Origin of the sequence: Pseudomonas sp. B35(2017) (assembly GCF_002113645.1) — a bacterium.
Classification (GTDB): Bacteria; Pseudomonadota; Gammaproteobacteria; order Pseudomonadales; family Pseudomonadaceae; genus Aquipseudomonas; species Aquipseudomonas ekonensis.
In genome coordinates, this window is record NZ_NEIZ01000020.1 from 94126 (window position 1) to 119181 (window position 25056).

Below are 25056 nucleotides of genomic sequence, written 5' to 3' on the forward strand. Positions count from 1 at the left end.
CCCGCTTTCGATCATGAGCAACGCTCATGCGGGACCCTCATGACGCCCTGCACCGCTCCCTTTTTCAGGATGGAACAATGACCGTCTACTTCATCGGCGCCGGCCCCGGCGATCCCGAATTGATCACCGTCAAAGGCCAACGGCTGATCCGCAGTTGCCCGGTGATCATCTATGCAGGCTCGCTGGTGCCGGCAGCGGTGCTGGAGGGGCATCAGGCGGTCAGCGTGGTGAACAGCGCCGAACTGCACCTGGAACAGATCATCGACCTGATCAAGACCGCCCACGCCAATGGCCAGGACGTCGCCCGGGTGCATTCCGGCGACCCGAGCCTGTACGGCGCCATCGGTGAGCAGATCCGCTGCCTGCGCGAGCTGGGCATTGCATTCGAGATCATCCCCGGCGTGACCGCCACGGCGGCATGCGCTGCGCTGCTGGAGGCCGAGCTGACCCTGCCGGACGTGTCGCAGACCGTGATCCTGACCCGTTACGCGGACAAGACCGCGATGCCCGCCGGCGAGGAGTTCGGCAGCCTGGCGCAGCACGGCGCGACCATGGCCATTCATCTGGGGGTCAATCATCTGGAGAAGATCGTCGGCGAACTGCTGCCGCACTACGGCGCGGACTGCCCGATCGCGGTGGTTCACCGGGCGAGCTGGCCGGATCAGGACTGGGTGATGGGGACGCTGGAGGACATCTCCGCGAAGGTGGCCGCCAAGGGCTTCAGGCGTACGGCGTTGATCATCGTGGGGCAGGTGCTGGGCAGCGACCATTTCAGCGAATCGTCGCTGTACCGTGCGGGGCATGCGCATTTGTATCGGCCTTAGCGGCCAGCCTGCCGGTGATGGCATCCGTGATGTTCACCCATAAAAAAACGGCGCTCACGGGGCGCCGTTTTTTTGTGTCCGCAGGGAACGCCTTAGTAGTAGGCGTTTTCTTTCTGCGTGTGGTCGGTCACGTCGCGAACGCCCTTGAGCTCCGGAATGCGTTCGAGCAGGGTGCGCTCGATGCCTTCCTTCAAGGTCACGTCCGCCTGGCCGCAGCCCTGGCAGCCGCCGCCGAACTGCAGCACGGCGATGCCGTCGTCGACCACGTCGATCAGGCTGACCTGGCCGCCGTGGCTGGCCAGCCCCGGGTTGATCTCGGTTTGCAGGTAGTAGTTGATGCGCTCGTTGATCGGGCTGTCTTCGTTGACCATCGGCACCTTGGCGTTCGGTGCCTTGATGGTCAGCTGGCCGCCCATGCGGTCGGTGGCGTAGTCGACGACGGCATCGTCGAGGAACGCTTCGCTGAACGAATCGATGTACGCGGTGAAGCTCTTGAGCCCCAGCGCCTTGTCTTCGGGTTTTTCTTCGCCCGGCTTGCAGTAGGCAATGCAGGTTTCGGCGTACTGGGTGCCAGGCTGGGTGATGAAGATGCGGATGCCGATGCCCGGGGTGTTCTGCTTGGAAAGCAGATCAGCCAGATAATCGTGGGCGGCGTCGGTGATGGTGATAGCGGTCATGGAAACTCCTCGCAGGCTTGGGCGGAGTTTACGCCAATCGGCGCCCGGGACAAAGTCCTAGTATTTACGTAGGAATAGTTCGCAAATCGCCGGGTGGCAGCCCCTACCCTGCGGGAGCCTCCAGTGGCTCCCGCAGGATGGGTGGCGACATCGCCGCTTCAGAGGTTCTCGTAGCGGTTCATGTCCAGCACGCCCTCTTCCACCGGATCCGTATCGTGGATGTAGCGGCTCAGGTCATGGAAATAGAACCAGAATTGCGGATGGCTGCGGCGGATGCCCCAGCGTTCGACGATTTTCTCGAACTGCTCCTGATCCTTCGCGCCCTCCATCGCATCGACGAATGCCGGCACCTGGTCCGCCGGCAGGTTGAACATGAAGTTCGGATAGCTGGTGAGCACGCCCGGGTAGATCGTCAGGGTGTCGAGCCCCGGCTGGTAGCGCAGCGATTCGCCGAGCAGGAACGCCACGTTGCTGTGGGCCCGGTTGCGCAGCAGGCTGTAGACCTCGCGCTTGCCGCTGGCGGTCTCGACGCGCAGCAGGGTCGCTTCCGGCAACTGATCGATCACCTTGAGCCCGGCGGCCGGGCGCGATGCCAGGCGGCTCAGGGCCTGCTCGGCGTTCTGCAGGGCCGGGTCGATGTTCGGCCGCGAGCAATAGGCGTCCTCGCAGCGGTTGATCGGGTCGGGACGGGCGTTCAGGTCACCGTAGCGGGCCAGCAACTGGCGGGCGAAATCGCGTTTCGGGTTCTTGGCGTCGAGCTTCAGCGCGGTCGGCTTGTCGTCGTCGATGGCCTCGTAGTCGAGCCACATCTTGAACTGGCCGCTGCTCTGATACCAATCGTCCAGGTAGCCCTCGCGGGAGTCGGCGGGCATCAGGCGCAGGAAGTTCTGCTCGGCGCCGTTGCGGATCAGGTCGAAGTACAGGCGCGTCTGCGCCTGATGGGAGACGTTGCCGAACACATCGAAGTTGACCGCCAACTGGTAATAGGTGCGCTCCAGCAACGGGAAGTCGAACAGCCACATCGTCTGCGGCACTTCGCCGATCAGGCCCTTGGTGACCGAAGCGCTGTCGAAGTGACGGAAAATGCTCAGCAGCGCGTTGTCGTTGCCGGCCCACAGCGTGGACCAGCTCGGCGCAGGCATTTCGGCGTAGCTGTCGCGGCGCAGGGCTTCGTACTGGTTGCGCTTGTTGCGGTAGTCGTGCCAGAGGCTCAGCACGCTGCCGACGTCGTCGTTCTGCCCCGGCATCGCCAGCAACGGCGTGGCCTGGCCGCGGTAGTTCGGGTCGGTGATGTACAGGTCGTGTTCCGGGGCCTGGAACAGCGCCCAGAAGTTGTCGCGGATCACGTCGGTCGCGATCTGCCCGCGGCACACCGGCCCGCGGATGAAGGTGCGCACGAAGTACTCGGCGTTGTCGAGCATGAACTGGTAGCGCGCCTGGGCCGGGATCGCCTCGAAGGTGGCGAACGGGTTGGCCCGGCTCTGGGGCCCGTAGCCCGGCAAGGCATGCACCTGCCACTTGCCGTTGTAGAACAGGCTCTTGACCCGCGCCAGCTTGGCCGCGCTCAGTGGGTAGGTGATGTGGGTCTTGTGCACGATCACCCCCTGCACCGGCCACAGGCGGTAGTACACCTGAGTGCCCGGATCGTCGTTGGGGCGACGGGTGTTGATCAGGTCGATCGGCTGGCCGGTCGGCGTGCGCGAACGCACCCACTGGAAGAAGTGACCCGGCTCGCCGTCCTTGAAGTAGATGTGCGCCAGGAACCAGTGCTCGAACAGCCACCGTCCCACCAGGCTCTGCCGGGCGCCGGGGGTGTTGAGCAGGTTTTCCCACTGCACGACCTGCATCGCCTCTTTGGCGCTGGGCGTCAGCCCTTGCTCATCGATGGGCGCACCGGACGCCAGCCAGCGCTGCAGCGTCTGGTACTGCTGCTGGGTCAGGCCGGTCACGGCCAGCGGCATGCCTTCGGTCGGATGGCTTTGGGCATAACCCTCGAACTCGGCGGGCATGGCGCAGAGGTTCTCGCGCTGCAGGCCGAGCACGATGTCTTCGGGCAGCTTGGCGTTGGGTTGCAGGGGCGTCTTGTGGCCCAGCTCCAGCATGCGCGCCATCAGCGCGGCCTGGCTGCCCTGGGCGTCGAGCACCGAATAGAATCCCTTCTCCTGCCATTGCCGTTTGCCGAAGGCGTCATAGAACAGCCGGGTGGTCGGCGCGGCCTGGGTGCGTTCGCCGTCGTAGACCGGCATCTTGCTGGCGCCGCGGGCCGCGCCCTCGCCGCTGCCCAGGTTCAGTTGGCAGGCGGAGTCGTAGCAGGCGTGGCAGGCCACGCACTTCTCGGTGAAGATCGGCTGGATGTCGCGGGTGTAGGAAATGGCCGTCCCCTGCGCCCCCGCGCCAAAGCTTAAAAGCAGCAACACGGTGCCGATGACGCGGTTCAACATATCCCTGATTCCGATCCTGAGGAAAACCGCGCGATTCTACCGCCGGTACGCCCGCTCCAACATGAGCGATATTCATGCAAATGCACCGCCTGCTCTAAATCCGCGCAGGTTTGTTATGATTCCGGCCCTTCGTCATGGTCTTTTCGAGTAGTCCCAATGTCCGATCGCAGCGTCCGCCTCCAGGCCCTCAAGCAAGCTCTCAAAGAGCGCATCCTGATACTTGACGGCGGCATGGGCACGATGATCCAGAGCTACAAGCTCGAAGAGCAGGATTACCGCGGCAAGCGCTTCGCCGACTGGCCGAGCGACGTCAAGGGCAACAACGACCTGCTGGTGCTGACCCGCCCCGACGTGATCGGCGGCATCGAAAAGGCCTACCTGGATGCCGGCGCCGACATTCTGGAGACCAACACCTTCAACGCCACCCGGATTTCCATGGCCGACTACGGCATGGAAGAGCTGGTCTACGAACTCAACGTAGAAGGCGCCCGCCTGGCCCGCAAGGTGGCCGACGCGAAAACCCTGGAGAACCCGGCCAAGCCGCGCTTCGTCGCCGGCGTCCTCGGCCCGACCAGCCGCACCTGCTCGCTGTCGCCCGACGTGAACAACCCCGGCTACCGCAACGTCACCTTCGATGAACTGGTGGAGAACTACACCGAGGCCACCAAAGGCCTGATCGAGGGCGGCGCCGACCTGATCCTGATCGAGACCATCTTCGACACCCTCAACGCCAAGGCCGCGATCTTCGCCGTGCAAGGGGTGTTCGAGGAACTGAACCTCGAACTGCCGATCATGATCTCCGGCACCATCACCGACGCCTCCGGCCGCACCCTGTCGGGCCAGACCACCGAAGCGTTCTGGAACTCCGTGGCCCACGCCAAGCCGATTTCCGTCGGCCTGAACTGCGCCCTCGGCGCCCGCGAGCTGCGCCCGTACCTGGAAGAGCTGTCGGACAAGGCCAGCACCCACGTCTCGGCGCACCCGAACGCCGGCCTGCCGAACGAGTTCGGCGAATACGACGAACTGCCGGCGGACACCGCCAAAGTCATCGAAGAGTTCGCCCAGAGCGGCTTCCTCAACATCGTCGGCGGCTGCTGCGGCACCACGCCTGGGCACATCGAAGCCATCGCCAAGGCCGTGGCCGGCTACGCGCCGCGGCAGATCCCGGACATCCCCAAGGCCTGCCGCCTGTCGGGCCTGGAGCCGTTCACCATCGACCGCAGCTCGCTGTTCGTCAACGTCGGCGAGCGCACCAACATCACCGGTTCCGCCAAGTTCGCCCGCCTGATCCGCGAGGACAACTACACCGAAGCCCTGGAAGTCGCCCTGCAGCAGGTCGAGGCCGGCGCCCAGGTGATCGACATCAACATGGACGAGGGCATGCTCGATTCGAAGAAGGCCATGGTGACCTTCCTCAATCTGATCGCCGGCGAGCCGGACATCTCCCGCGTCCCGATCATGATCGACTCCTCCAAGTGGGACGTGATCGAAGCCGGCCTCAAGTGCATCCAGGGCAAGGGCATCGTCAACTCGATCAGCATGAAAGAAGGCGTCGAGCAGTTCATCCACCACGCCAAGCTGTGCAAGCGCTACGGCGCCGCCGTGGTGGTGATGGCGTTCGACGAGGTCGGCCAGGCCGACACCGAGGCGCGCAAGAAGGAAATCTGCAAGCGCTCCTACGACATCCTGGTCAACGAAGTCGGCTTCCCGCCGGAAGACATCATCTTCGACCCGAACATCTTCGCCGTCGCCACCGGCATCGAAGAGCACAACAACTACGCCGTCGATTTCATCAACGCCTGCGCCTACATCCGCGACGAGCTGCCGTACGCCCTGAGCTCCGGCGGCGTGTCCAACGTGTCGTTCTCGTTCCGCGGCAACAACCCGGTGCGCGAGGCCATCCACTCGGTGTTCCTGCTGTACGCGATCCGTGCGGGCCTGACCATGGGCATCGTCAACGCCGGCCAGCTGGAGATCTACGACCAGATCCCGCAGGAGCTGCGCGACGCCGTCGAGGACGTGATCCTCAACCGCAACGGCGACGCCACCGACGCCCTGCTCGCCATCGCCGACAAGTTCAAGGGCGACGGCAGCGTCAAGGAAGCCGAAACCGAAGAGTGGCGCAGCTGGGACGTCAACAAGCGTCTGGAACACGCGCTGGTCAAGGGCATCACCACCCACATCGTCGAAGACACCGAAGAGTCGCGCCTGTCGTTCGCCCGGCCGATCGAGGTCATCGAAGGCCCGCTGATGGCGGGCATGAACATCGTCGGCGACCTGTTCGGCGCCGGTAAGATGTTCCTGCCGCAGGTGGTGAAGTCCGCCCGCGTAATGAAGCAGGCCGTGGCTCACCTGATCCCGTTCATCGAGCTGGAAAAAGGCGACAAGCCGCAGGCCAAGGGCAAGATCCTGATGGCCACCGTGAAGGGCGACGTGCACGACATCGGCAAGAACATCGTCGGCGTGGTGCTGGGCTGCAACGGCTACGACATCGTCGACCTGGGCGTGATGGTGCCGGCGGAGAAGATCCTCCAGGTGGCCCGCGACGAGAAGTGCGACATCATCGGTCTCTCCGGCCTGATCACCCCGTCGCTGGACGAAATGGTGCACGTGGCCCGCGAGATGCAGCGCCAGGACTTCCACCTGCCGCTGATGATCGGCGGCGCCACCACCTCCAAGGCGCACACCGCCGTGAAGATCGAGCCCAAGTACAGCAACGATGCCGTGGTCTACGTCACCGACGCCTCCCGCGCGGTGGGCGTCGCCACCCAGCTGCTGTCCAAAGAGCTGAAGGCCGGCTTCGTCGAGAAGACCCGCGCCGAATACGTCGACGTGCGCGAGCGCACCGCCAACCGCAGCGCCCGCACCGAGCGCCTGAGCTACGCGGCCGCCATCGCCAAGAAACCGCAGTTCGACTGGGCCGCCTACGCGCCGGTCAAGCCGACCTTCACCGGTACCCGAGTGCTGGACGACATCGACCTGAACGTGCTGGCCGAATACATCGACTGGACGCCGTTCTTCATCTCCTGGGACCTGGCCGGCAAGTTCCCGCGCATCCTTGAGGACGAAGTGGTCGGCGAGGCCGCCACCGTGCTGTACAAGGACGCCCGGGAAATGCTGAGCAAACTGATCGACGAGAAGCTGATCAGCGCCCGCGCGGTGTTCGGCTTCTGGCCGGCCAACCAGGTGCATGACGACGACATCGAGCTGTACGGCGACGACGGCAAGCCGCTGGCCCGCCTGCACCACCTGCGCCAGCAGGCGATCAAGACCGACGGCAAGCCGAACTTCTCCCTGGCCGACTTCGTCGCGCCGAAGGACAGTGACGTGACCGACTACGTGGGCGGCTTCATCACCACCGCCGGCATCGGCGCCGAGGAAGTGGCCAAGGCCTACCAGGACGCCGGCGACGACTACAACGCGATCATGGTCAAGGCCCTGGCCGACCGCCTGGCCGAGGCCTGCGCCGAATGGCTCCACGAACAGGTGCGCAAGGAGCACTGGGGCTACGCCAAGGACGAAGCCCTGGACAACGAAGCGCTGATCAAGGAGCAGTACTCCGGCATCCGTCCGGCACCGGGCTACCCGGCCTGCCCGGACCACACCGAGAAGGCCACGCTGTTCGCCCTGCTCGACCCCGAGTCCAGCGAGATGCGCGCCGGCCGCAGCGGCGTGTTCCTCACCGAGCACTACGCGATGTTCCCGGCGGCGGCGGTCAGCGGCTGGTACTTCGCCCACCCGCAGGCGCAGTACTTCGCCGTGGGCAAGGTCGACAAGGATCAGGTGCAGAGCTACACCTCGCGCAAGGGCCAGGAACTGAGCGTCACCGAGCGCTGGCTGGCGCCGAACCTGGGCTACGACGACTGAGACCGGCCTCGCCGCCCTTGTGCCCGCCCAAGGCGCAAGGGCCGGCCTCTCCGGGCTTCCCTCCCCCGCATCGTCCCCGCGCCGTGCGGGCTCGGCCAAGGCTCCAGGCAACGGGAGCAGGATTGGCTATGCTCAAAGGGCAAACACACAGACGGGGGATTTATGGACGATCCAGTCGACGACAAGCCACCGACCTTCTGGCAGATGGTGCACAGCGTCATGGCCGCCGCGTTCGGGGTGCAGAGCGGGAAGAACCGCGCCCGGGACTTCACCCACGGCAAGCCCAGCCACTTCGTGATCCTCGGCATTGCCTTTACGGCGCTGTTCGCGCTGACGCTGTTCGCCATCGTCAAGCTGGTGGTGCATCTGGCGGGGGTCTGACACGGATCAGTGCATCAATGTCTGCAGGCTGAAGGGGTAACGGTAGGACGCCGGCCGCCCCTTGGCCGACAGCTTGCGGAACGGCACGCCGTAGTCCGGCGAATTGCCCATGGCCAGCATCTGCCGGGCCTGGGCCTTGTCGATCAACTGCATCAGCGGGATCTGCCGGTCGCGTCCGCCGTACCGATCCAGGTTCACGCCCTGCGCATGGTCGTGCAATTCCACCAGCGCCCAGCCGCCCAAGGTGAAATGCCCGCCGAGCAACGCGCTCAGACGACCGTCGAGCAACGCCTGCAAGGCCGCAGGCGAAGTATTGACCGCACTGAACAGCACGTCTTTGCCCGGCACCTTGCCCGCTTCGGCGAAGGCCTGCATCGCGCCGAACGCCATTTCGTCATTGGCCGACCACACCAGCGACACCTTCGGGTAGCGCGCCTGCAACTGCTTGGCCTGCTCGTAGGCGCGCTGGCGTGTCCAGCCGCTGTAGACCAGTTGGCGCAGCCGTACCTGGGGATGCTCGGCCAGCGCCCGCTGCATGCCGCTTTCACGCAGTTGCGCCGACGGCGTGATCTTGAGCCCGGAGAACGCCAGCAACTCGATCTCCTCACCGGGCGCCACCGCCGGATGCAGGCGGATCAGCTCGTTCATCATCAGGTAGCCGCCCTCCTCGTCGTTGGGCACCAGGCTGCCGATCCGGTCGGCGCGCTCGCCCACCAGGCTTTGCTGATTGGGGGTCAAGGCAGCGTTGACCATGAACAGCTTCACGCCGCTGTTGTAGGCCATGCGCAAGATCTGCGGCGCCACGTACTGCTCGTTGGCGAACATCAGGTAATCCGGACGGCGGGTGCCCTGCAGCGCCAGCCGTGCCTGGGCCAGGGTCTGTTCGGGAAGGCGTTGGGAATAGACGATCTCAAGGTCGATGCCCAGATCCCGGGCGGCGGCCTGCATGAATTGCGAATAGCTTACCCAGAAGGCTTCCTGTTCCGTGCCCGGATTGAGGAACAGCACCGATTCCGCCCGCGCGCAGGATCCGAAAACCGCGCCGAACAGCAGCAGGCTGAGGTGGAGAATCTTCAACATGAAACATCCGGGCCCATAGGAAAAACGGCGGCGCATTATAGCCTTCGATCAACCGGCCACTGGCGCTTGATCCTGCAATTTGTCCGACAACCGTCGGTAGCGGGCCCGGACGGGTCGCTTATTGATGACTGACCCAGAACACCGCCGTGCCCACGACCAGAATGATCAGGAACAGAATGGCCCAGGCATCAACGGTGCTGTCGCTCTTCCTTGCTTTGGTTGGGTTGCTCATTGCATCGCCTCTTGTCGGTTTTGTCGGTGATTGCAGAAGACTCGACCACAGTTAAGACGATGATTGTCCGCACGACAAATGTGGGTTAGCGGATACCCGCCCCTGTTAGGCGATTTGGTTCTTTACATATACTCAAACATCACTTTTGCGCATAAACGCAAACGGGTATATTGCCCCGGCTCCGTTGGGAGTGCGCGGCCGTGCGCGCAGAATTGCAGAGCATCCCTCGGTCTCAAGCAAGCAAACAAAAGCAGCGTTTTCCGAGTGGCCCAAGCCTGAGAACAGGACTTATATGTACGTATACGACGAATACGATCAGCGGATCATCGAGGACCGCGTCAAGCAGTTCCGTGATCAGACCCGACGCTATCTGGCAGGTGAGCTGAGCGAAGAGGAATTCCGGCCGCTGCGCCTGCAGAACGGCCTGTACATCCAGCGTTTCGCCCCGATGCTGCGGGTGGCGGTGCCTTACGGCCAGCTGACCTCGCGTCAGGTGCGCATGATGGCCAAGATCGCCCGCGACTACGACAAGGGCTACGCCCACATCAGCACCCGGCAGAACGTGCAGTTCAACTGGCCGGCGGTGGAAGACATCCCGGACATCCTCGCCGAACTGGCCACCGTGCAGATGCACGCGATCCAGACCAGCGGCAACTGCCTGCGCAACGTCACCACCGACCAGTTCGCCGGCGTCGCCTTCGACGAACTGATCGACCCGCGCCCGTGGTGCGAGATCGTCCGTCAGTGGACCACGTTCCACCCGGAATTCGCCTACCTGCCGCGCAAGTTCAAGATCGCCGTCAATGGTTCGACCTCCGACCGCGCCGCCATCGAAGTCCACGACATCGGCCTTGAGCCGGTGCACAACGCCGCCGGCGAGCTGGGCTTCCGCGTGCTGGTGGGCGGCGGCCTGGGCCGTACTCCGGTGGTCGGGGCGTTCATCAACGAGTTCCTGCCGTGGCAGGACCTGCTGAGCTACCTCGACGCCATCCTGCGGGTCTACAACCGCTACGGCCGTCGCGACAACAAATACAAGGCGCGGATCAAGATCCTCGTCAAGGCGCTGACCCCTGAGGTCTTCGCCGAGAAGGTCGACGCCGAGATGCAGCACCTGCGCGGCGGTCAGACCACCCTGACCGAAGCCGAAGTGCATCGCGTCGCCAAACACTTCGTCGATCCGGACTACAAGGCCCTGGACGACCAGGCCGCCGAACTGGCCGCGCTCGACAAGGAGCACCCGGGCTTCGCCCGCTGGCGCACCCGCAACACCCTGGCCCACAAGAAGCCAGGCTACGTGGCCGTCACCCTGTCGCTGAAACCGACCGGCGTCGCGCCGGGCGACATCACCGACAAGCAGCTCGACGCCGTCGCCGACCTGGCCGAGCGCTACAGCTACGGCCAGCTGCGCACCTCCCACGAGCAGAACATCATCCTGGCTGACGTCGAGCAGAGCCAGCTGTTCACCCTGTGGGGCGAGCTGCGCGAGCAAGGGTTCGCCACGCCGAACATCGGCCTGCTGACCGACATCATCTGCTGCCCGGGCGGCGACTTCTGCTCCCTGGCCAACGCCAAGTCGATCCCGATCGCCGAATCGATCCAGCGCCGTTTCGACGACCTGGACTACCTGTTCGACATCGGCGAGCTGGACCTGAACATCTCCGGTTGCATGAACGCCTGCGGCCACCACCACGTCGGCCACATCGGCATCCTCGGGGTGGACAAGAAAGGCGAAGAGTTCTATCAGGTGTCCCTCGGCGGCAGCGCCAGCCGCGACGCCAGCCTGGGCAAGATCCTCGGCCCGTCCTTCGCCCAGGAAGACATGCCCGACGTGATCTCCAAGCTGATCGACGTGTACGTGGAACAGCGCACCGAAGACGAGCGTTTCATCGACACCTACCAGCGTATCGGCATCGACCTCTTCAAGGAACGCGTCTATGCAGCGAATCATTAAGAACAACGAGGTCATCGACGAAACCTGGCACCTGCTGCCCAAGGACTCGACCCTCGACGGCATCTCCAACTGCGACGACCTGATCGTGCCGCTGGCCCTGTGGCGTGACCACGCCCATGCGCTCAAGGCCCGCGACGGCGGCCTGGGCGTCTGGCTGGACGCGGACGAAGAAGCCGAGGAGATCGGCGACGACGTGGACCAGTTCCAGGTCATCGCCCTGAACTTCCCGGCCTTCACGGACGGGCGCAACTACTCCAACGCCCGCCTGCTGCGTGACCGCTACGGCTTCAAGGGCGAACTGCGGGCGATCGGCGACGTGCTGCGCGACCAGCTGTTCTACATGCGCCGCTGCGGTTTCGACGCCTACGCGCTGCGCGCCGACAAGGATCCCTACGAAGCCCTGGAAAGCCTCAAGGACTTCTCGGTGACCTACCAGGCCGCCACCGACGAACCGCTGCCGCTGTTCCGTCGCCGCTGAACGTCCGTCCTGCCCGCTTTGACCGAAGCGGGCAGGACAACGACGCACCACCGGCTCAGCCGATCATCGGCACAGGCCGCCCCGACGCCACCCAGTCCCTGTAGAACTTCACCCGGCCCTCCAACGCCTCGAACGCCACGAACGGGTTCTCGGCATCGCCGAACGCACTCGCCAGCCAACCGCTCAACAATCCCCACAGCTCATCGCTGGCATCGGCCTGCACCAGGAGCAACCATACGCGCACCTGAAGATCCCGATAGGCCACCCGGAAGTCCGCCGTCAGGCTCAAACCGCTCACCATCCGCAGCAGATCCGGGCCGGACGGTTTCGCGGCCACGCTCGCCCATATCGACCGGCGTGCCCGGTTCAGCACCTCATTGCCTTCCCCAAGCCAGGGTTCTGCGCCGCTTTCCTCCCGGGAGGGATCGAGCCACAGGTTGATGCCGGTGCGCCTGCGGTGTTCGACGACCCTTTCCAGCGTCTCTTCGTCGGACAGCGGATTGCCCCAGAGCATGACCCGCTGACGCGAGACGGCCTGGCTGAACACCGCCGCAGGCACCCGTTCGATCCGGTTTTCGGCCAGGTTCAGCAGGGCCAAGCGAGGCTGCTCCGGGATCCCGACGGGACATCGGGTGATGGCGGCATTCCTCAGGTTCAGGACGCGCAGTTCGCCCATCCCCAGCACCACCGGCGCCTCCGTGAGCGGGTTGTCGCTCAGGTCGAGCTCTTGCAGGTGCGTCAGTTCCCGGAACTGCGAGGCCGTGGACTCCTTGAGCTCCAGGAAGGTCGAGCGCAGGTTCAGCCGGGTCAGATGGCGCATCCTCAGGATCGATGGCGGCAATGCCCCCTCCAGCACGTTGTTGCCGTTGAGGCGACGGATGTCCACGCTTTCCAGGTTCAAGGTGCGCAGATTCGGGAAGCTCTCGAGGAAACCGTCCAGGCTTTCCTGCTCGATCACATGCAAGCCTCGCATCGACAGCTCGAACACTTCCCCGAAACGGACCGGGGTGGTCGGCAGGCGCAAATAGTCCTCGAAATCCAGATCGAGACGGTACACCTCCCTCTGCTCACCGGCCGTCACACGATTGACCCTGGGAGGCCGCTTCTGCCAGATGGCGATCAACTCCTGGGCCAGTTCGGTGCGCATGACGCGCTCCTGGGCAATGGCTTCCTCCAGCAGGTTCTGGTTGTGCTCGGCCAGTTGCGCCGGAGGCATGTGCGCCGCCTCGGCGTCGCCCGGCGCCAGAAAGTCGATGTCCATTTCATCGACGTCGGTCGCCGACAGGCCGATCCAGTCATTCAGGTCGAGGTTCAGCTGATCCAGCTCCAGGCGCAACGCCGCCAGCGTCGACTGCGCCTGCGGGCCGGCCTGAAGCAGCCAGGCATCCGCCTGGGCAGCGTCGAACTCGGGATAGAGTTCCTGGACCTGCAGGCGATCCACCTCGACCGTCAAGCCCCGCCCTTCAAGGGTTGTGGGAAAGCCGCCCCCCGCCAGCCGCCCCCAGGACTCGAACGCTAGGCCCGCGTCCGTTCGCCGCAGGCCCCGCTGCAGTTCGTCGCGGGGCAACGCATGCTCGCCCAGCTTCAGGCGCAAGGCACCGGCAGGATCCGCCGAGGCCAGGCCCAGCGAGGAACGCTCCTGTTCCGTCAGCACGGCAGACAAGGCCCGGTACAGATCGCCGGCTTCATCCGGTGCCCCATCACTGGCGCGGTAACGGCTGCCTGCCTTGATCAACCGGCGGATGTCATGGCCGCCCGGCACCCCGGCACGCTCCAGCACACGACCGCTGATCGAGCTGTCCAGTACCTGCACGGCCACACCCGATGGCCAGCCCGGCAGATGCCTCAGGGTGTGCAGCGCAAGCCTGTCCGTGTCGGGATGGTTCACGGCGCGCAGGTACAGCCCCGCATAGGCCTGATCCAGGCGGGCATGGGCCTGGTACTGACGGGCCTTGCCGTCCAGCGCCCGGAGCGCACGCCGGGCTTCATTCGGATCGAAAGGACGTGCGGCATCGATGTCCAGGCGTGCGAGTAGCTGTTCGATGGCCGCCTTGGGCAATCCCGGGTACTGTTCCTGACACAACCGCACCCACGCGTGCTCCGAGCGCTGGAGCGCCCGGTAGCGCCTGTTGAACTGCTCTGTGCGCACGGCGGGATCCAGCGTCGGATCAATGCTCTGCTCAAGCCTGAACCGGTCGATGGCGTCCGCCAGCAAAGGAAACGGTGTCGAACCGTCGCCGGTCAGCGGCCGCTCCTCATCGCTCCAGTCGATCACCCGGCCGATCTGCATCAGCACCTCATCGGTGAAGGCGGCGACAGGCTCGCCCAGTCCGCGCAGCGCAGCCAGGCGCGCGGCGGCAGGCACCCATGCATCGCCGGAGACCTTGCCGGCCGGCAGCAGGACAGCAGCCCCCTCCTCCGACGCCCGCAAGGCCCGCGCTTCACTCTTCACCGCCGCGAGCTCCCCGGCCACCGGCAACGCGTTCAGCAGGCCGAACACCGTGCGCGCCAGCCCTTCGGACTGGGCTGGCGCGGAGCTGCCGTTGACGGCGGCATCGAGGCCATAGCCCGCATCGATCAGCCCCGCCAGCGCCAGCACGCCCTCGCCCCCGGGCACGAACAAGGCCAACGGCGCCAGACGGTTGATCCATTGCACGACCGGCTCGACCACGGCGCTGAGTTCATCGCGATTGACCTGGGCGTCGTCGCGGATGCCGTCGGCACTGGCCAGCGCGTCCTGTTTCATCGTCAGCACCCATTGGGCGAACGGATCGCAGCGTCCCTTGAACGGCTCCAGCACGACGTAGTCGTCGGGGTTCCAGTAACCGTCATTGTTGAAGAATCCGGCCGTCCGGCCCAGCCAGTGCTCCTTCGGATACAGCCCGATGCCGTCCAGCGCGGTCAGGACACCGGCGTGGAACAGCCCGTCCTCGATGTCGTCCTCGGCAAAATGCGTCCCCAATGCCCGCCGTCCTCCTTCGGTCCGGCCTTGAGCCGCGAGCCATTGGCGCAACCGGCCGGTGTCCGTGAATTCGTGCAGCGGCGACGAGTTGCCGGGAATGTGCAGAAGCACCCGGTGGCTGGCACGGTCATGGAAGTACCAGATGTCCTTTGACGTATAGCGGTAGATGGCCAGACGCCCGGTTTCGATCCCTTCCGCCGGCCGGGTGGCGGCCTGCAATTGCGCGAAGGTCAGATCTTTCCAGCGCAGATCCGGCGCCAGACCGGCGCAACGCAACGCCAGCGCCAACCCTTCACGGCTCAGGCTGCGCTCTCTGCGCTGGAGAAAGGCACTCATGATGAAGGCCGCTTTCACGGTGGTTCTCAAGGGATAGGGAGCATCGGCCAACAGGATCCTGTCCGACGGCCAGACACTGTCCAGGTAGTCCTGGTACAGCGGGCGCAGCTCCAGGGTCCAGACCCATCGCTTGAAGTCCGCCGCACGGATGGGCAATTGCGTGTCAGGGCCGTAGACCTGAGGCGTGGTCTGGCGGTAGATGCCTTCGTAGTCGCGCAGCCAACCCGGCTCATTCGTCGCGTCCGCTGCGCTTTCGTCCTGGATCACGACGGTCGGACCGATGTCCGGCGGGGTATACAGGCCGAACAGGTTTTCGCCGAACGCGCCGTCCGCCACGGTCTGGTCATTGTCCAGCAAGGCCCGGATGAGCGTGTGCGAACGCCGCACCTTGCCGTGATGCACGCCGTTTTTGCCCTGATCCCAGTCACGGTCGTAGTCGAGCGTGACCATCCGGGCGGTCTGCGGGTCGATGTCGGCGCCCCACCGGGCGCGGATCCGGGCGATGCCGAAGGCTTCCGGCGTCAAGGGCAGCGCCGACGCCACCGTGGCGTTCAGCGCCGAGCGCATGTCCGGGCCGGGAGGGTTCAGGGAAAGGGATTCGTCGTTGTTGTCGGTCATGGTCGCAATGCAATCCTTTGCGGTGCTGGAGATAGCGCAACGTAACCCGACGCATGTGATTTGAAAGTAGGAACGGTCAGCGGCACCGAATGGATTTTTCTCCTTGTCGCCCGCAAGCGCCGGGCAAAGAAAAACCGTGGCAGGACCACGGTTCGTTCAGGCGCCGACGAGGGCAAGAGCGTTCATCGGAGCCCGGCCGTCGCCGGTTCGGGCAGCGCCAGGCCCGGATGCCGAGCCAGCGCCTCTTGCGTCAGTCGTTGGTACAGGCTCCGGTTTTCATTGCGGAAATTGTCCACGATCGCCATCGTCCTCTGCGTCGCGGCCTCACGCGACAGATCGTTTTGCGTCTCCAGCTCGGCAAACGCTTGGGCGGCGCGTTCCTCCACGCCGAAGAACAGCTCTTGATGGGTCGAATGCAGATACTCCGTCCAGAAAGGCTGGGTATCGATCAGATCAAGCAACGCGGGTGAGTTTTCCGCCTTGACCACTTCTGCGTAAGCCTTGTCCAGTTGCTGCTCGGTCACGTCGACGTCGAACGCGGTGTCGATCGCACTTGGCTGGGCCAACAGTTCCAGGCGGCGCGCCAGCCTGACCCGATAGATCAGGCTCAGTTCCGACGCCTGCCGGCGGCTGAGGGTGTTGTCGCGCAGGCGATGGCCGATCTCGATCTGAGCCTGCCTCTTCAGTTCCTGCAGGCGAAACAGCCCTCGCAGCAACCGCACCAGTTCGCCCTCCAGCGATCGCTCGCCCGTGCGTGCCGCCCTCATGGCGCGATAGCCCAGCACCCTGATCTCCAGATCATTGAACACACTGCCGGCCTCATCGGCGCTGACCCGTCCGATCCGTGCCATGCGAAACAGTTCGCTGCGCAAGCTGTCATCTTCCGCGGCCGCCCGCAGCAGGTTCCAGACGCGAGCGGCCAGGTTCGAATGCTCACGCACGTCATCGGCCGAATCGCGCATCTGATCGAGCACCAGGAAGAAGTCCCGGGAACGTGGATAAGCCGACAACGAGGCCCATGCGGCCTGCATCTGCGCAATGTCCTCCTGCGCCAGCCCGCTCTCCCAATGGGCGCCGGGACCACTGTCGGGCAACAGGTCGACGGGCGGATGGGTATAGTCGACGGTGATCACGCCGAGATTGACGCCGGTGGACTGCTGATATCGGGCAATATCCTCCAGCGCCTTGGCCGACAACGGATTGCCGTCGATGTTGGTGCCTTGGTTCAGCTCCGTCCGCGCCTTGAAGATCGCGTCCGCCAGCACCTTGATCTGGTTGTCGCGCAGGTCAAGGGTCCGAAGCATCGGATGCTCTTCAAGGCCCGTCGGCCATTCGTCGATTCCGCTGCCGCGCAAGGCCAAATGCTGCAGGTTGCGCATCGAAGCAAAGGACGGCAGCCGCCTGAGGCCGGGGTTGAAACTCAGGTTCAACGATTGCAGATGTTCTTTGGCACCCAATGCGGCCGCTGCCTCTGCCGTCAGGACGATCTGGTTGTCACTCAGGTCCAGGTGGGTCAGGCGCGGCATGTCATGGATCGCCAGGGGCAGCCGGGTCAGGCCGTTTCCGGTCAGGCTCAGCGTGTGCAGGTTCGGGAAGTTTTTCAGAAACGCATTCAGCCCCGCGCTCTCTCCGACGTTGTTCATTTCCAGTGCGCCGATGTGCCTGAAGTCTGCGATGATCGTCGGCAGCGATCCCAGCGGCTGCGCATCGAACGTCAGTCTGTCGAATATTTCAGGGAGCTGCCCGACGGTTCCCGGCTCTTTGCGCCATGCCCGCAGGATCGCCTGCGCAGCCAGGGCTTTGCTGCGCCGGGGAACCGTGTGCCGGGCGTCATCCGCTTTCTGGTAATGGGTTTGGCTGTTTATCCACTGCTCCAGGGTATTGCGCATCTTCAGGTATTGCTGCCTGAGCGCTTCGAGGGATCGCGTCGCCAGCACCTCGTCGTCGCCCAGCGTCATCAGAAAACTTTCGATCCGCGCAAGTGAGTGCAAGGGGTACAGTTCACGGGCCCGCTGTCGCAGCGCTGCCACTTCGGCGATCGCGGAGGCGGGAGTCGATTGCTTGAACTCCACCACAGGTTCACCGCGAGGGTCGGCCAATCCCATTGGCGAACGATAACCTGCCCGCCACGACTGCCCGGCCACCAAACGGGCGATATCGTCACGCTGTTGCAGGGCCGACGTGGTGATTTTCCGGCGCAACTGCGCGCCCGACTCGTCTCTCTCGACACCCAGCGCCTTTCTTGCGTGGGCAGGCAGGCTCTGCCACAACGTCTGGAAATAATGCGCGCGGGTGTTCGAGGCGGACTCTGCCAGCAATTGCCCATTGGCATCGACCGCCCGGTAACGCGCCTCAAGCGCCTTGAACGACACTTTGTGCCGGGCTTCGGCCGGGCCCGTCTGGGCCCTGTCGCTGGAGGCCGCGTTCTGCTCCGTGATTTCGAAGAACACATCCTCCGGCCAACCCGGCAGCCTGGCCAAGGTGTCGAGCACTATCAGGTCAGTGCTCAAGTCACGCGGAGCATCCAGGTAGAGCCCCTCATACGCGCGATTCAAGTTCACCACCTGGGTGTATCGCCGCGCCTCCTCGTCGATGCGCAATGGCAGCTTGCCGGCTTCGAGCTGTTGCCACTCACTGGCGTCGGCATTGAGAACCAACTCATCGGCGACCGCCCCCGGCAATTCGGGGAACGCTTGCTTCACCGCAGCCGCCAACGGTTCACTGCTGATGTCGGTGCGCTCATACAACCGCTCAAACACATTCAGCCGCAAGCGTTCGGCGTCGTTGGCTAGCATTTCCACGAGCGCTGCAGTGTGGCTGGCCGAGTCTTGGGATGTGATGCCCAGCAGCCGATGTCGTTGCGGGGCCTTGAGGCCTGCCAACAGCGATGGGTAAAACGTTCCCTTACGCAATAGCTCTTGGCCGAGCCTCAGCTCTTGTTCCGCCGTTGCCGGGCCGTAGCGCTTGAGTTCGTTGCCAAGGGCGTCGACAACGCTCACGGCCGTGTCTCTTGGCCATTTCGCGGAAGCGGTCAGCAGGAACAGTTGCAGGTCAGCATCCGCCGCAGGGGCGGATGTCGGCTTGCCCATCTGCTCGATGAACCGATTGACGGCACTGTCGGCGGTAAATCGCCTGACCGTGTCCTCCAATGTCGCCATCGGCTTGCGGCGTTCGGCAAACAATCGGCGCAGTTGAGGCTCTCCCACGCCGACGACACCCAGAATCTGCGAGGCCTGGGCATCCGGCACACGTTCTGCGCGGTAACCGAGGCGCCGGAACAACGTCAGCGGACTCCAGTCCTGGAACAGCTCGGAGTCGTGCCGCCACGCACCGGCTCCGTTGGTTTCGAGTACCGGCAGATAGCGTTCGGACTGTTGCGGGCGCACTTCCCAGACATTCGTGTCTTTCTTGGGCTGGACCGCAAAGTGATCCGCGCCGATATTCAAGTATCGGTCCTGGCCAAACGTGACAAGCCCCTGCTCGCTCACCTCAAGTCCTTGGGGAAGACTTTGCCTTGCGCGATAAGGCGTAAGGTCGGGCTTCCACAAGCGCATACCCTTGGACGAAATCGGCACCTTGCGCAAGCTCAAGACGAAATCGCTCTGGCGCACGACTTTGAAGAGGCTGCTTCCCCCCTTGGCGGCCGTACCCAGTGCCGCCATCAAGATCAGGTTCTCGATGGTATCGAACAGGCAGTCCGCCGCCAGTTCCTGTTCCCCGGCGGCCCAATGGGAAACCCCTTCGTAGACCGTCGCCAGCAGCTGGATGCCGGCGACGGCGAACAGGACCTCGCCCACTATCGGAACGAATGCCCCCATGAACAGCAACGCATTGATGCCAATGGCCTTGTAGGTTTCGAGCCTCGCCAGCCGGCTTTTCTCATCCTCGTCGTCGGTCGGGACAACGAGCAAGCGGGCATCGGCCAGCACTTTCTCGGCATGCTGTCGATAGATCGCCAGAAACAGGTCGTTGTTGCTTTCGGCGTCCAGGTCAAGTCCATCGACCTGCACGTAATTGTTGCTCCAGAGGGAAACCTTGACTGAAAGGCTCTGATCCAGGCTTCCGAGAAACTCGGCCCGATCCTCCAGTTTGATGAAGCGCATGAAGAACTGGCGGAATGCAGGTGACTTCAAGCGACGGCTCAGCTCTCCCTCGAAGTGGGAGAACGAGGCATATTCCTTCAAGGGGTGCAATGGATCTCCGGGCACGTACACAACACACCGGTAGTCATCATCTTCATGTTCACTGACGGGCCCGATGAACATCGGGCCATTGAGTGTCGTGTCGAGCATCTTCAGCTGTTGATAGCCCAGGGTGTTCTTGCCCAGGATGATCGACGGCTTGCGCTCGACGACGGACCTCAACATCTCATAGACATCCTTTCCTATATGCCTTTGCATATACGCGAGATGCCGTTCAACCTCAAACCGGTCTTTCAGGCAAGCGACCGCCTTCTTTCGCAGCCTGCCAAGTTGCGTCTTGTTTCCAAAGAACTCAGACACATGGGCCTGATAGCTTTTGCCCAGATCCAGCACACGGCAAAGTTGCGCAAACTCATGGGGCCGGATCGGGAGAATCCTGTGGGGGTGTCCGCTGACCCGTTCCGGAATATAGATCAATGAACTTTCATGATAGTTTTCTGCGCGAGTTTCGCTGAGTTCGAAGTTTTCGCAAGCGGCCCCCAACAGATCGCGGTCGATTGGCAGCACCAGTTTCCTTCTCAGTCCGAGCAGGCTTGAGGTGGAGCGAACATGTTGAAAAATGACGCCTTCAACCTGTACAGGCTCGACCAGCTTTGCCGACAACGCCTTGGCGAGCAGCGGCGCACAAAAACTTTCCGGACTTTTGAAGGCACGCAACTCTTCAAGCACCGCGAATCGGGAACGGAAACCGGATTTCAGACTTCCATACAGCGCCGCCCTGGACTCTTGCGATGATTCCAGCACCCAGGCCGGTATTTGATTCTTCAGCAGGTCGAAGAATACGCCTTGCTGAGCTGGGGTCATCTGCGGAGGGGATTGGGTCTTTTCAACTTCCATGTAAAACAACCTTTCATGCCATTTTGAACAAACAGCTTAAGGTTTAGACATTCATGGAAAAAGCGGGAATACCTGATCATTGAACCGAGTCAGGCAACAACAATATGGAAGTTTGAAATAGATAAGCACCGCACATTCAACACTTGAATGTGTCTGGCGCCCTGTCTGCGACGATGCGGACAAGGCGCCTGACGGGACTCACCAGAACCGTTGCTGGGTCAAGCGGCTCCACCAGTTCAGCAGCACACGGTCCACCGAACCGCTGGCCGCCATGCCGATGCGTTCCTGCAGGCTTTTGCGTTCGGCGTAGTGCAAGTGATACAGCTCCGATTGCCTGGCCCGCTCGGCCAGGTACTCGTCGCTGGTCTTGAGTTCGTCCACCAGTTGCTTGTCCAGCGCGGCGACGCCCAGCCAGATCTCGCCGGTGGCCACCTCGTCGATGGCCAGTTGCGGACGGTAGCGGGCCACGAAGTTCTTGAACAGTTGATGGGTGATGTCCAGATCCTGCTGGAACTTCTCCCGGCCTTTCTCGGTGTTTTCGCCGAACACCGTCAGCGTGCGCTTGTACTCGCCGGCGGTCAGCACCTCGAAGTCGATGTCGTGCTTCTTCAGCAGGCGGTTGACGTTCGGCAACTGCGCGACCACACCGATGGAGCCGAGGATCGCGAACGGCGCGCTGATCACCTTCTGGCCAATGCACGCCATCATGTAGCCGCCGCTGGCGGCGACCTTGTCGATGCACACCGTCAGCGGAATGCCGGCCTCGCGGATGCGCGCCAGCTGCGACGACGCCAACCCGTAGCTGTGCACCATGCCGCCGCCGCTCTCAAGGCGCAGCACCACTTCGTCCTTCGGCGTGGCCAGGGTCAGCAACGCGGTGATTTCGTGACGTAGGCTCTCGGTGGCCGACGCCTTGATGTCACCGTCGAAGTCCAGCACGAACACCCGGGGCTTGATCTCGTGCTGCTTCTTCCGCTTCTTCTCGGCCTTGGCCTGGCCCTTGCGCAGGGCCTTGAGCTGATCCTTGTCGAGCAGGGTCTGCTCCAGGCGCTCGCGCAGCCCTTTATAGAAATCATTGAGCTTGCTGACCTGCAGCTGGCCGGCCGACTTGCGCCGCCCCTTGCTGCGCAATGCGGCGAAACTGGCCAGCACCACCAGAATGGCGACCACCAGGGTCACGGTCTTGGCCAGGAAGCTGGCGTATTCGGTGAAAAACTCCACGGAGGCTCCTTAAAACAAGGCGCGGCTTCAAACGGACGCGCGCGGGATGGCTTCAGCATACCCATGCACCGCCCTGACAGCCAGCGGTGAAACCTCTGGCAACAGGGCTGTAACGGGCATTTCAAACAAGCGTATGTTTTTTCATTGACAGCACCCGATCATCCTCATAACCTCGCCACAACCTTCAACGTGCCGGGATGACAGCGGACGTGGGCAGCATCTATCTGATTCGACATGGCCAGGCCTCCTTCGGCGCAGACGACTACGACGTCCTGTCGCCGACCGGTGTGCGCCAGGCAGAAATCCTCGGCCGGCACCTCGCCGGGCTGGGCGTCAGTTTCGACCGCTGCCTGTCCGGCGACCTGCGCCGCCAGCAGCACACGGCCAACAGCGCGCTGGAACAGTTCGCCGCCGTCGGCCTGCCGGTGCCGACGCTGGAAATCGACCCCGCCTTCAACGAATTCGACGCCGACGCGGTGATCCGCGCCCTGCTCCCGGCCATGCTGCCGGAGGAGCCCGAGGCGTTGGACATCCTGCGCAACGCCGCGCAGAACCGCGGCGAATTCCAGCGCATCTTCGCGCTGATCATCGAACGCTGGCTGACCGGCACCTACGACACCCCGGGCCTGGAAAGCTGGCTGGCGTTCGTCGACCGGGTACAGGCCGGCCTGCAGCGGATCCTCGAACAGGCGGACAGCACGCAGAAGATCGCCGTGTTCACCTCCGGCGGCACCATCACCGCCCTGCTCCACCTCATTACGCAAATGCCTGCGAAACAGGCCTTTGAGTTGAACTGGCAAATCGTCAACACCTCGCTCAACCAGCTGAAGTTCCGCGGTCGAGAGGTGGCGTTGGCTTCCTTCAACAACCATGCGCACCTGCAACTGTTGAAGGCTCCGGATCTCATCACCTTCCGATGAGCGCCGGTTCGTCGTGACCTGCGCGGTCACTGAAATCACTTGATCAAGGAACACACCATGAGCGATGTAGCAAAAGCTGTCGAAGCAATGAAAGCCAAGTTCAACCCAGCCGCTGCCGCCGGTCTGGATCTGGTCTTCGGTTTCAACATCACTGACGAAGACAAGCACTACGCGCTGATCGTCAAGGATGGCACCTGCGAAATCCAGGAAGGCGAAAACGCCGACGCCAACTGCACCCTGGTGCTGGACAGCGACACCCTCAAAGGCATCGTTTCCGGCGAGACCGACGGCATGCAGGCCTTCATGGGCGGCAAGCTGCGCGTTGAAGGCGACATGATGCTGTCGATGAAACTGTCCGAGCTGTTCCCGGCGTAAGACCGTGGTTCCGCAAGCGCGGAACCTGTCGGACGACCCTCGAATCCCGCCCCTGTGGCGGGATTCGTGCTTTCGGGCTCAGGCAAACGACGCCGCCAGCAATTCCTGCGTATACGCATGCCGCGCCGAGCGAAACAGCTCGGCGGTCTCCCCCCGCTCCACCACCTTGCCGTCCTTCATCACGATCAGGTCATGGGCCAGCGCCCGCACCACCGCCAGGTCGTGGCTGATGAACAGGTAGGTCAGCCCATGTTCCTCCTGCAAGCGCCGCAGCAGCGTGACGATCTGCTTCTGCACCGTGCGGTCCAGCGCCGAGGTCGGTTCGTCCAGCAGGATCAGGTCCGGCTTGAGCACCAGCGCCCTGGCGATCGCGATGCGCTGGCGCTGCCCGCCGGAGAACTCGTGAGGATAGCGATGACGCACGGCCGGGTCCAGACCGACTTCCCGCAGCACCTCGATCACCGCCCGCTCGCGCTCGCGCGCGTTCATGGCGGTGTGCACCGACAGGCCCTCGGCGATGATCTGCGCCACGCACAGGCGCGGGCTGAGGCTGCCGAACGGATCCTGAAACACCACTTGCAGGCGCTTGCGCAAGGGCCGCAGCCGTTTGCCGCTCAAGGTCTCCAAGGCCTCGCCCTCGAAACGGATGGTGCCCTCGGCGTCGATCAGGCGCAGAATCGCCTGGCCCAGGGTGGATTTGCCCGAGCCGGATTCGCCGACGATGCCCAGGGTCTTGCCCCGTTGCAGGCGCAGATCGATGCCGTTGACCGCGTGCAGGTACGACGTGGGCCGCAGCCACCCGCCGCCGAGCCTGAAACGCACGTTCAGGCCCCGTACCTGCAGCAGGTCCTCCGTCGAGTCCCGGCACAGCGCCGCGCCGCCGGGTTCGGCGTTGAGCAGTTCGACGCTGTAGGGATGCTGCGGCGTCCGGAACAACTGCTCGCAGAGAGCCTGCTCGACGATCACGCCGCTGCGCATCACCGCCACCCGCTGGGCCAGGTTGCGCACCAGGTTCAGGTCGTGGCTGATGATCAGCAGCGCCATGCCCAACCGCTTTTGCAGCGCCTTGAGCAGCAGGAGGATCTTGCGCTGCACCGTGACATCCAGCGCGGTGGTCGGCTCGTCGGCGATCAGCAACTGCGGCTCGCAGGCCAGCGCCATGGCGATCATCACCCGTTGCCGCTGCCCGCCGGACAGTTGGTGCGGATAGGCCTTCAAGCGTTCACGCGGGTGCTGGATGCCCACCAGTTCCAGCAACTCCACGATCCGCCGCCGCGCCGCCGCCCCCGCCAGCCCCTTGTGCAGCGCCAGGCTCTCGCCCAGTTGCCGCTCGACGGTGTGCAGCGGATTGAGCGAGCTCATCGGCTCCTGGAAGATCATGGCGATGCGGTTGCCGCGCAACTGGCGCAGATAGCGCTCATGAACGCCGAGCAGTTCTTCGCCTTGATAGCGGATGCTGCCGCGCACCTGTGTGGCCGCCGGATCCAGCAATTGCAGGATGCTGTGGGCGGTCACCGACTTGCCGGAACCCGACTCGCCCACCAGCGCCAGGCACTCCCCCGGACGGATGTCGAGGTCGATGCCGTGCACCACCTCCTGGCCGTTGAACGCCACCCGCAGGCCGCGCATTTCAATCAGGTTGTCACCCATGTCA

The 25056-nt window shown here is 63.8% G+C and carries 14 protein-coding genes; 7 read left to right on the forward strand and 7 right to left on the reverse strand.

What is annotated here, in order from left to right; genetic code table 11:
• Positions 1-77: 77 nt before the first annotated feature.
• Positions 78-824, forward strand: a complete 747-nt coding sequence (gene cobM / locus CAG41_RS24790) for a precorrin-4 C(11)-methyltransferase (protein WP_085707581.1) — start codon at positions 78-80, stop codon at positions 822-824.
• A 92-nt stretch (positions 825-916) separates the two neighbouring features.
• On the opposite strand, the gene nfuA is transcribed toward cobM, so the two are convergent.
• Both nfuA and CAG41_RS24800 read right to left on the reverse strand, forming a co-directional pair.
• On the reverse strand, positions 917-1501 hold the full coding sequence (gene nfuA, locus CAG41_RS24795; protein ID WP_085586164.1) for a Fe-S biogenesis protein NfuA: 585 nt from the start codon (positions 1499-1501) through the stop codon (positions 917-919).
• Positions 1502-1659: 158 nt separating this feature from the next.
• Entirely contained in the window at positions 1660-3942 is a 2283-nt protein-coding gene (locus tag CAG41_RS24800; protein ID WP_085633128.1) for a fatty acid cis/trans isomerase, read from the reverse strand.
• A gap of 156 nt (positions 3943-4098) precedes the next feature.
• On the opposite strand from CAG41_RS24800, the gene metH reads away from it, so the two are divergent.
• On the forward strand, positions 4099-7809 hold the full coding sequence (metH, locus tag CAG41_RS24805) for a methionine synthase (RefSeq protein ID WP_085707582.1): 3711 nt from the start codon (positions 4099-4101) through the stop codon (positions 7807-7809).
• Between the two features lie 162 nt (positions 7810-7971).
• The gene (locus CAG41_RS24810) at positions 7972-8190 is read left to right on the forward strand and encodes a DUF2970 domain-containing protein (protein ID WP_085707583.1); all 219 of its coding nucleotides are present in this window, start codon (positions 7972-7974) and stop codon (positions 8188-8190) included.
• A 6-nt stretch (positions 8191-8196) separates the two neighbouring features.
• Here the strand turns inward: CAG41_RS24810 and CAG41_RS24815 are convergent, their stop codons facing one another.
• Positions 8197-9270, reverse strand: a complete 1074-nt coding sequence (locus CAG41_RS24815) for an ABC transporter substrate-binding protein (RefSeq protein WP_085639101.1) — start codon at positions 9268-9270, stop codon at positions 8197-8199.
• A 524-nt stretch (positions 9271-9794) separates the two neighbouring features.
• Here CAG41_RS24815 and CAG41_RS24820 point away from each other — a divergent pair.
• Together CAG41_RS24820 and CAG41_RS24825 are read left to right on the forward strand one after the other, a co-directional pair.
• The gene (locus tag CAG41_RS24820) at positions 9795-11453 is read left to right on the forward strand and encodes a nitrite/sulfite reductase (protein ID WP_085633122.1); all 1659 of its coding nucleotides are present in this window, start codon (positions 9795-9797) and stop codon (positions 11451-11453) included.
• Positions 11437-11931, forward strand: coding sequence for a DUF934 domain-containing protein (locus CAG41_RS24825; RefSeq protein ID WP_085586176.1), 495 nt, complete (start codon positions 11437-11439; stop codon positions 11929-11931). The genes CAG41_RS24820 and CAG41_RS24825 overlap by 17 nt, the downstream gene beginning before the upstream one ends.
• A 55-nt stretch (positions 11932-11986) precedes the next feature.
• On the opposite strand, the gene CAG41_RS24830 is transcribed toward CAG41_RS24825, so the two are convergent.
• From CAG41_RS24830 to sohB, 3 genes are all read right to left on the reverse strand, one after another.
• Entirely contained in the window at positions 11987-15847 is a 3861-nt protein-coding gene (locus CAG41_RS24830; protein ID WP_085707584.1) for a dermonecrotic toxin domain-containing protein, read from the reverse strand.
• 182 nt (positions 15848-16029) lie between these two features.
• Positions 16030-20886 (reverse strand): dermonecrotic toxin domain-containing protein, encoded by a 4857-nt coding sequence (locus CAG41_RS24835; RefSeq protein WP_085633118.1) that lies wholly within the window; start codon positions 20884-20886, stop codon positions 16030-16032.
• A gap of 198 nt (positions 20887-21084) precedes the next feature.
• Positions 21085-22107, reverse strand: a complete 1023-nt coding sequence (gene sohB, locus CAG41_RS24840; protein ID WP_085656413.1) for a protease SohB — start codon at positions 22105-22107, stop codon at positions 21085-21087.
• 209 nt (positions 22108-22316) lie between these two features.
• On the opposite strand from sohB, the gene CAG41_RS24845 reads away from it, so the two are divergent.
• Together CAG41_RS24845 and CAG41_RS24850 are read left to right on the forward strand one after the other, a co-directional pair.
• Positions 22317-23027 (forward strand): histidine phosphatase family protein, encoded by a 711-nt coding sequence (locus CAG41_RS24845; protein WP_085586182.1) that lies wholly within the window; start codon positions 22317-22319, stop codon positions 23025-23027.
• A 57-nt stretch (positions 23028-23084) separates the two neighbouring features.
• On the forward strand, positions 23085-23402 hold the full coding sequence (locus CAG41_RS24850) for an SCP2 sterol-binding domain-containing protein (protein WP_045198572.1): 318 nt from the start codon (positions 23085-23087) through the stop codon (positions 23400-23402).
• Positions 23403-23480: 78 nt separating this feature from the next.
• On the opposite strand, the gene CAG41_RS24855 is transcribed toward CAG41_RS24850, so the two are convergent.
• Positions 23481-25052, reverse strand: a complete 1572-nt coding sequence (locus tag CAG41_RS24855; protein ID WP_085707585.1) for an ABC transporter ATP-binding protein — start codon at positions 25050-25052, stop codon at positions 23481-23483.
• Positions 25053-25056 lie beyond the last annotated feature (4 nt).

What these genes read in the sequence shown, in the direction of transcription:
- cobM (WP_085707581.1), top strand. Translation starts at nt 78, where the DNA reads ATGACCGTCTACTTCATCGGCGCCGGCCCCGGCGATCCCGAATTGATC.
- nfuA (WP_085586164.1), bottom strand. Translation starts at nt 1,501, where the DNA reads ATGACCGCTATCACCATCACCGACGCCGCCCACGATTATCTGGCTGAT.
- CAG41_RS24800 (WP_085633128.1), bottom strand. Translation starts at nt 3,942, where the DNA reads ATGTTGAACCGCGTCATCGGCACCGTGTTGCTGCTTTTAAGCTTTGGC.
- metH (WP_085707582.1), top strand. Translation starts at nt 4,099, where the DNA reads ATGTCCGATCGCAGCGTCCGCCTCCAGGCCCTCAAGCAAGCTCTCAAA.
- CAG41_RS24810 (WP_085707583.1), top strand. Translation starts at nt 7,972, where the DNA reads ATGGACGATCCAGTCGACGACAAGCCACCGACCTTCTGGCAGATGGTG.
- CAG41_RS24815 (WP_085639101.1), bottom strand. Translation starts at nt 9,270, where the DNA reads ATGTTGAAGATTCTCCACCTCAGCCTGCTGCTGTTCGGCGCGGTTTTC.
- CAG41_RS24820 (WP_085633122.1), top strand. Translation starts at nt 9,795, where the DNA reads ATGTACGTATACGACGAATACGATCAGCGGATCATCGAGGACCGCGTC.
- CAG41_RS24825 (WP_085586176.1), top strand. Translation starts at nt 11,437, where the DNA reads ATGCAGCGAATCATTAAGAACAACGAGGTCATCGACGAAACCTGGCAC.
- CAG41_RS24830 (WP_085707584.1), bottom strand. Translation starts at nt 15,847, where the DNA reads ATGACCGACAACAACGACGAATCCCTTTCCCTGAACCCTCCCGGCCCG.
- CAG41_RS24835 (WP_085633118.1), bottom strand. Translation starts at nt 20,886, where the DNA reads ATGGAAGTTGAAAAGACCCAATCCCCTCCGCAGATGACCCCAGCTCAG.
- CAG41_RS24850 (WP_045198572.1), top strand. Translation starts at nt 23,085, where the DNA reads ATGAGCGATGTAGCAAAAGCTGTCGAAGCAATGAAAGCCAAGTTCAAC.
- CAG41_RS24855 (WP_085707585.1), bottom strand. Translation starts at nt 25,052, where the DNA reads ATGGGTGACAACCTGATTGAAATGCGCGGCCTGCGGGTGGCGTTCAAC.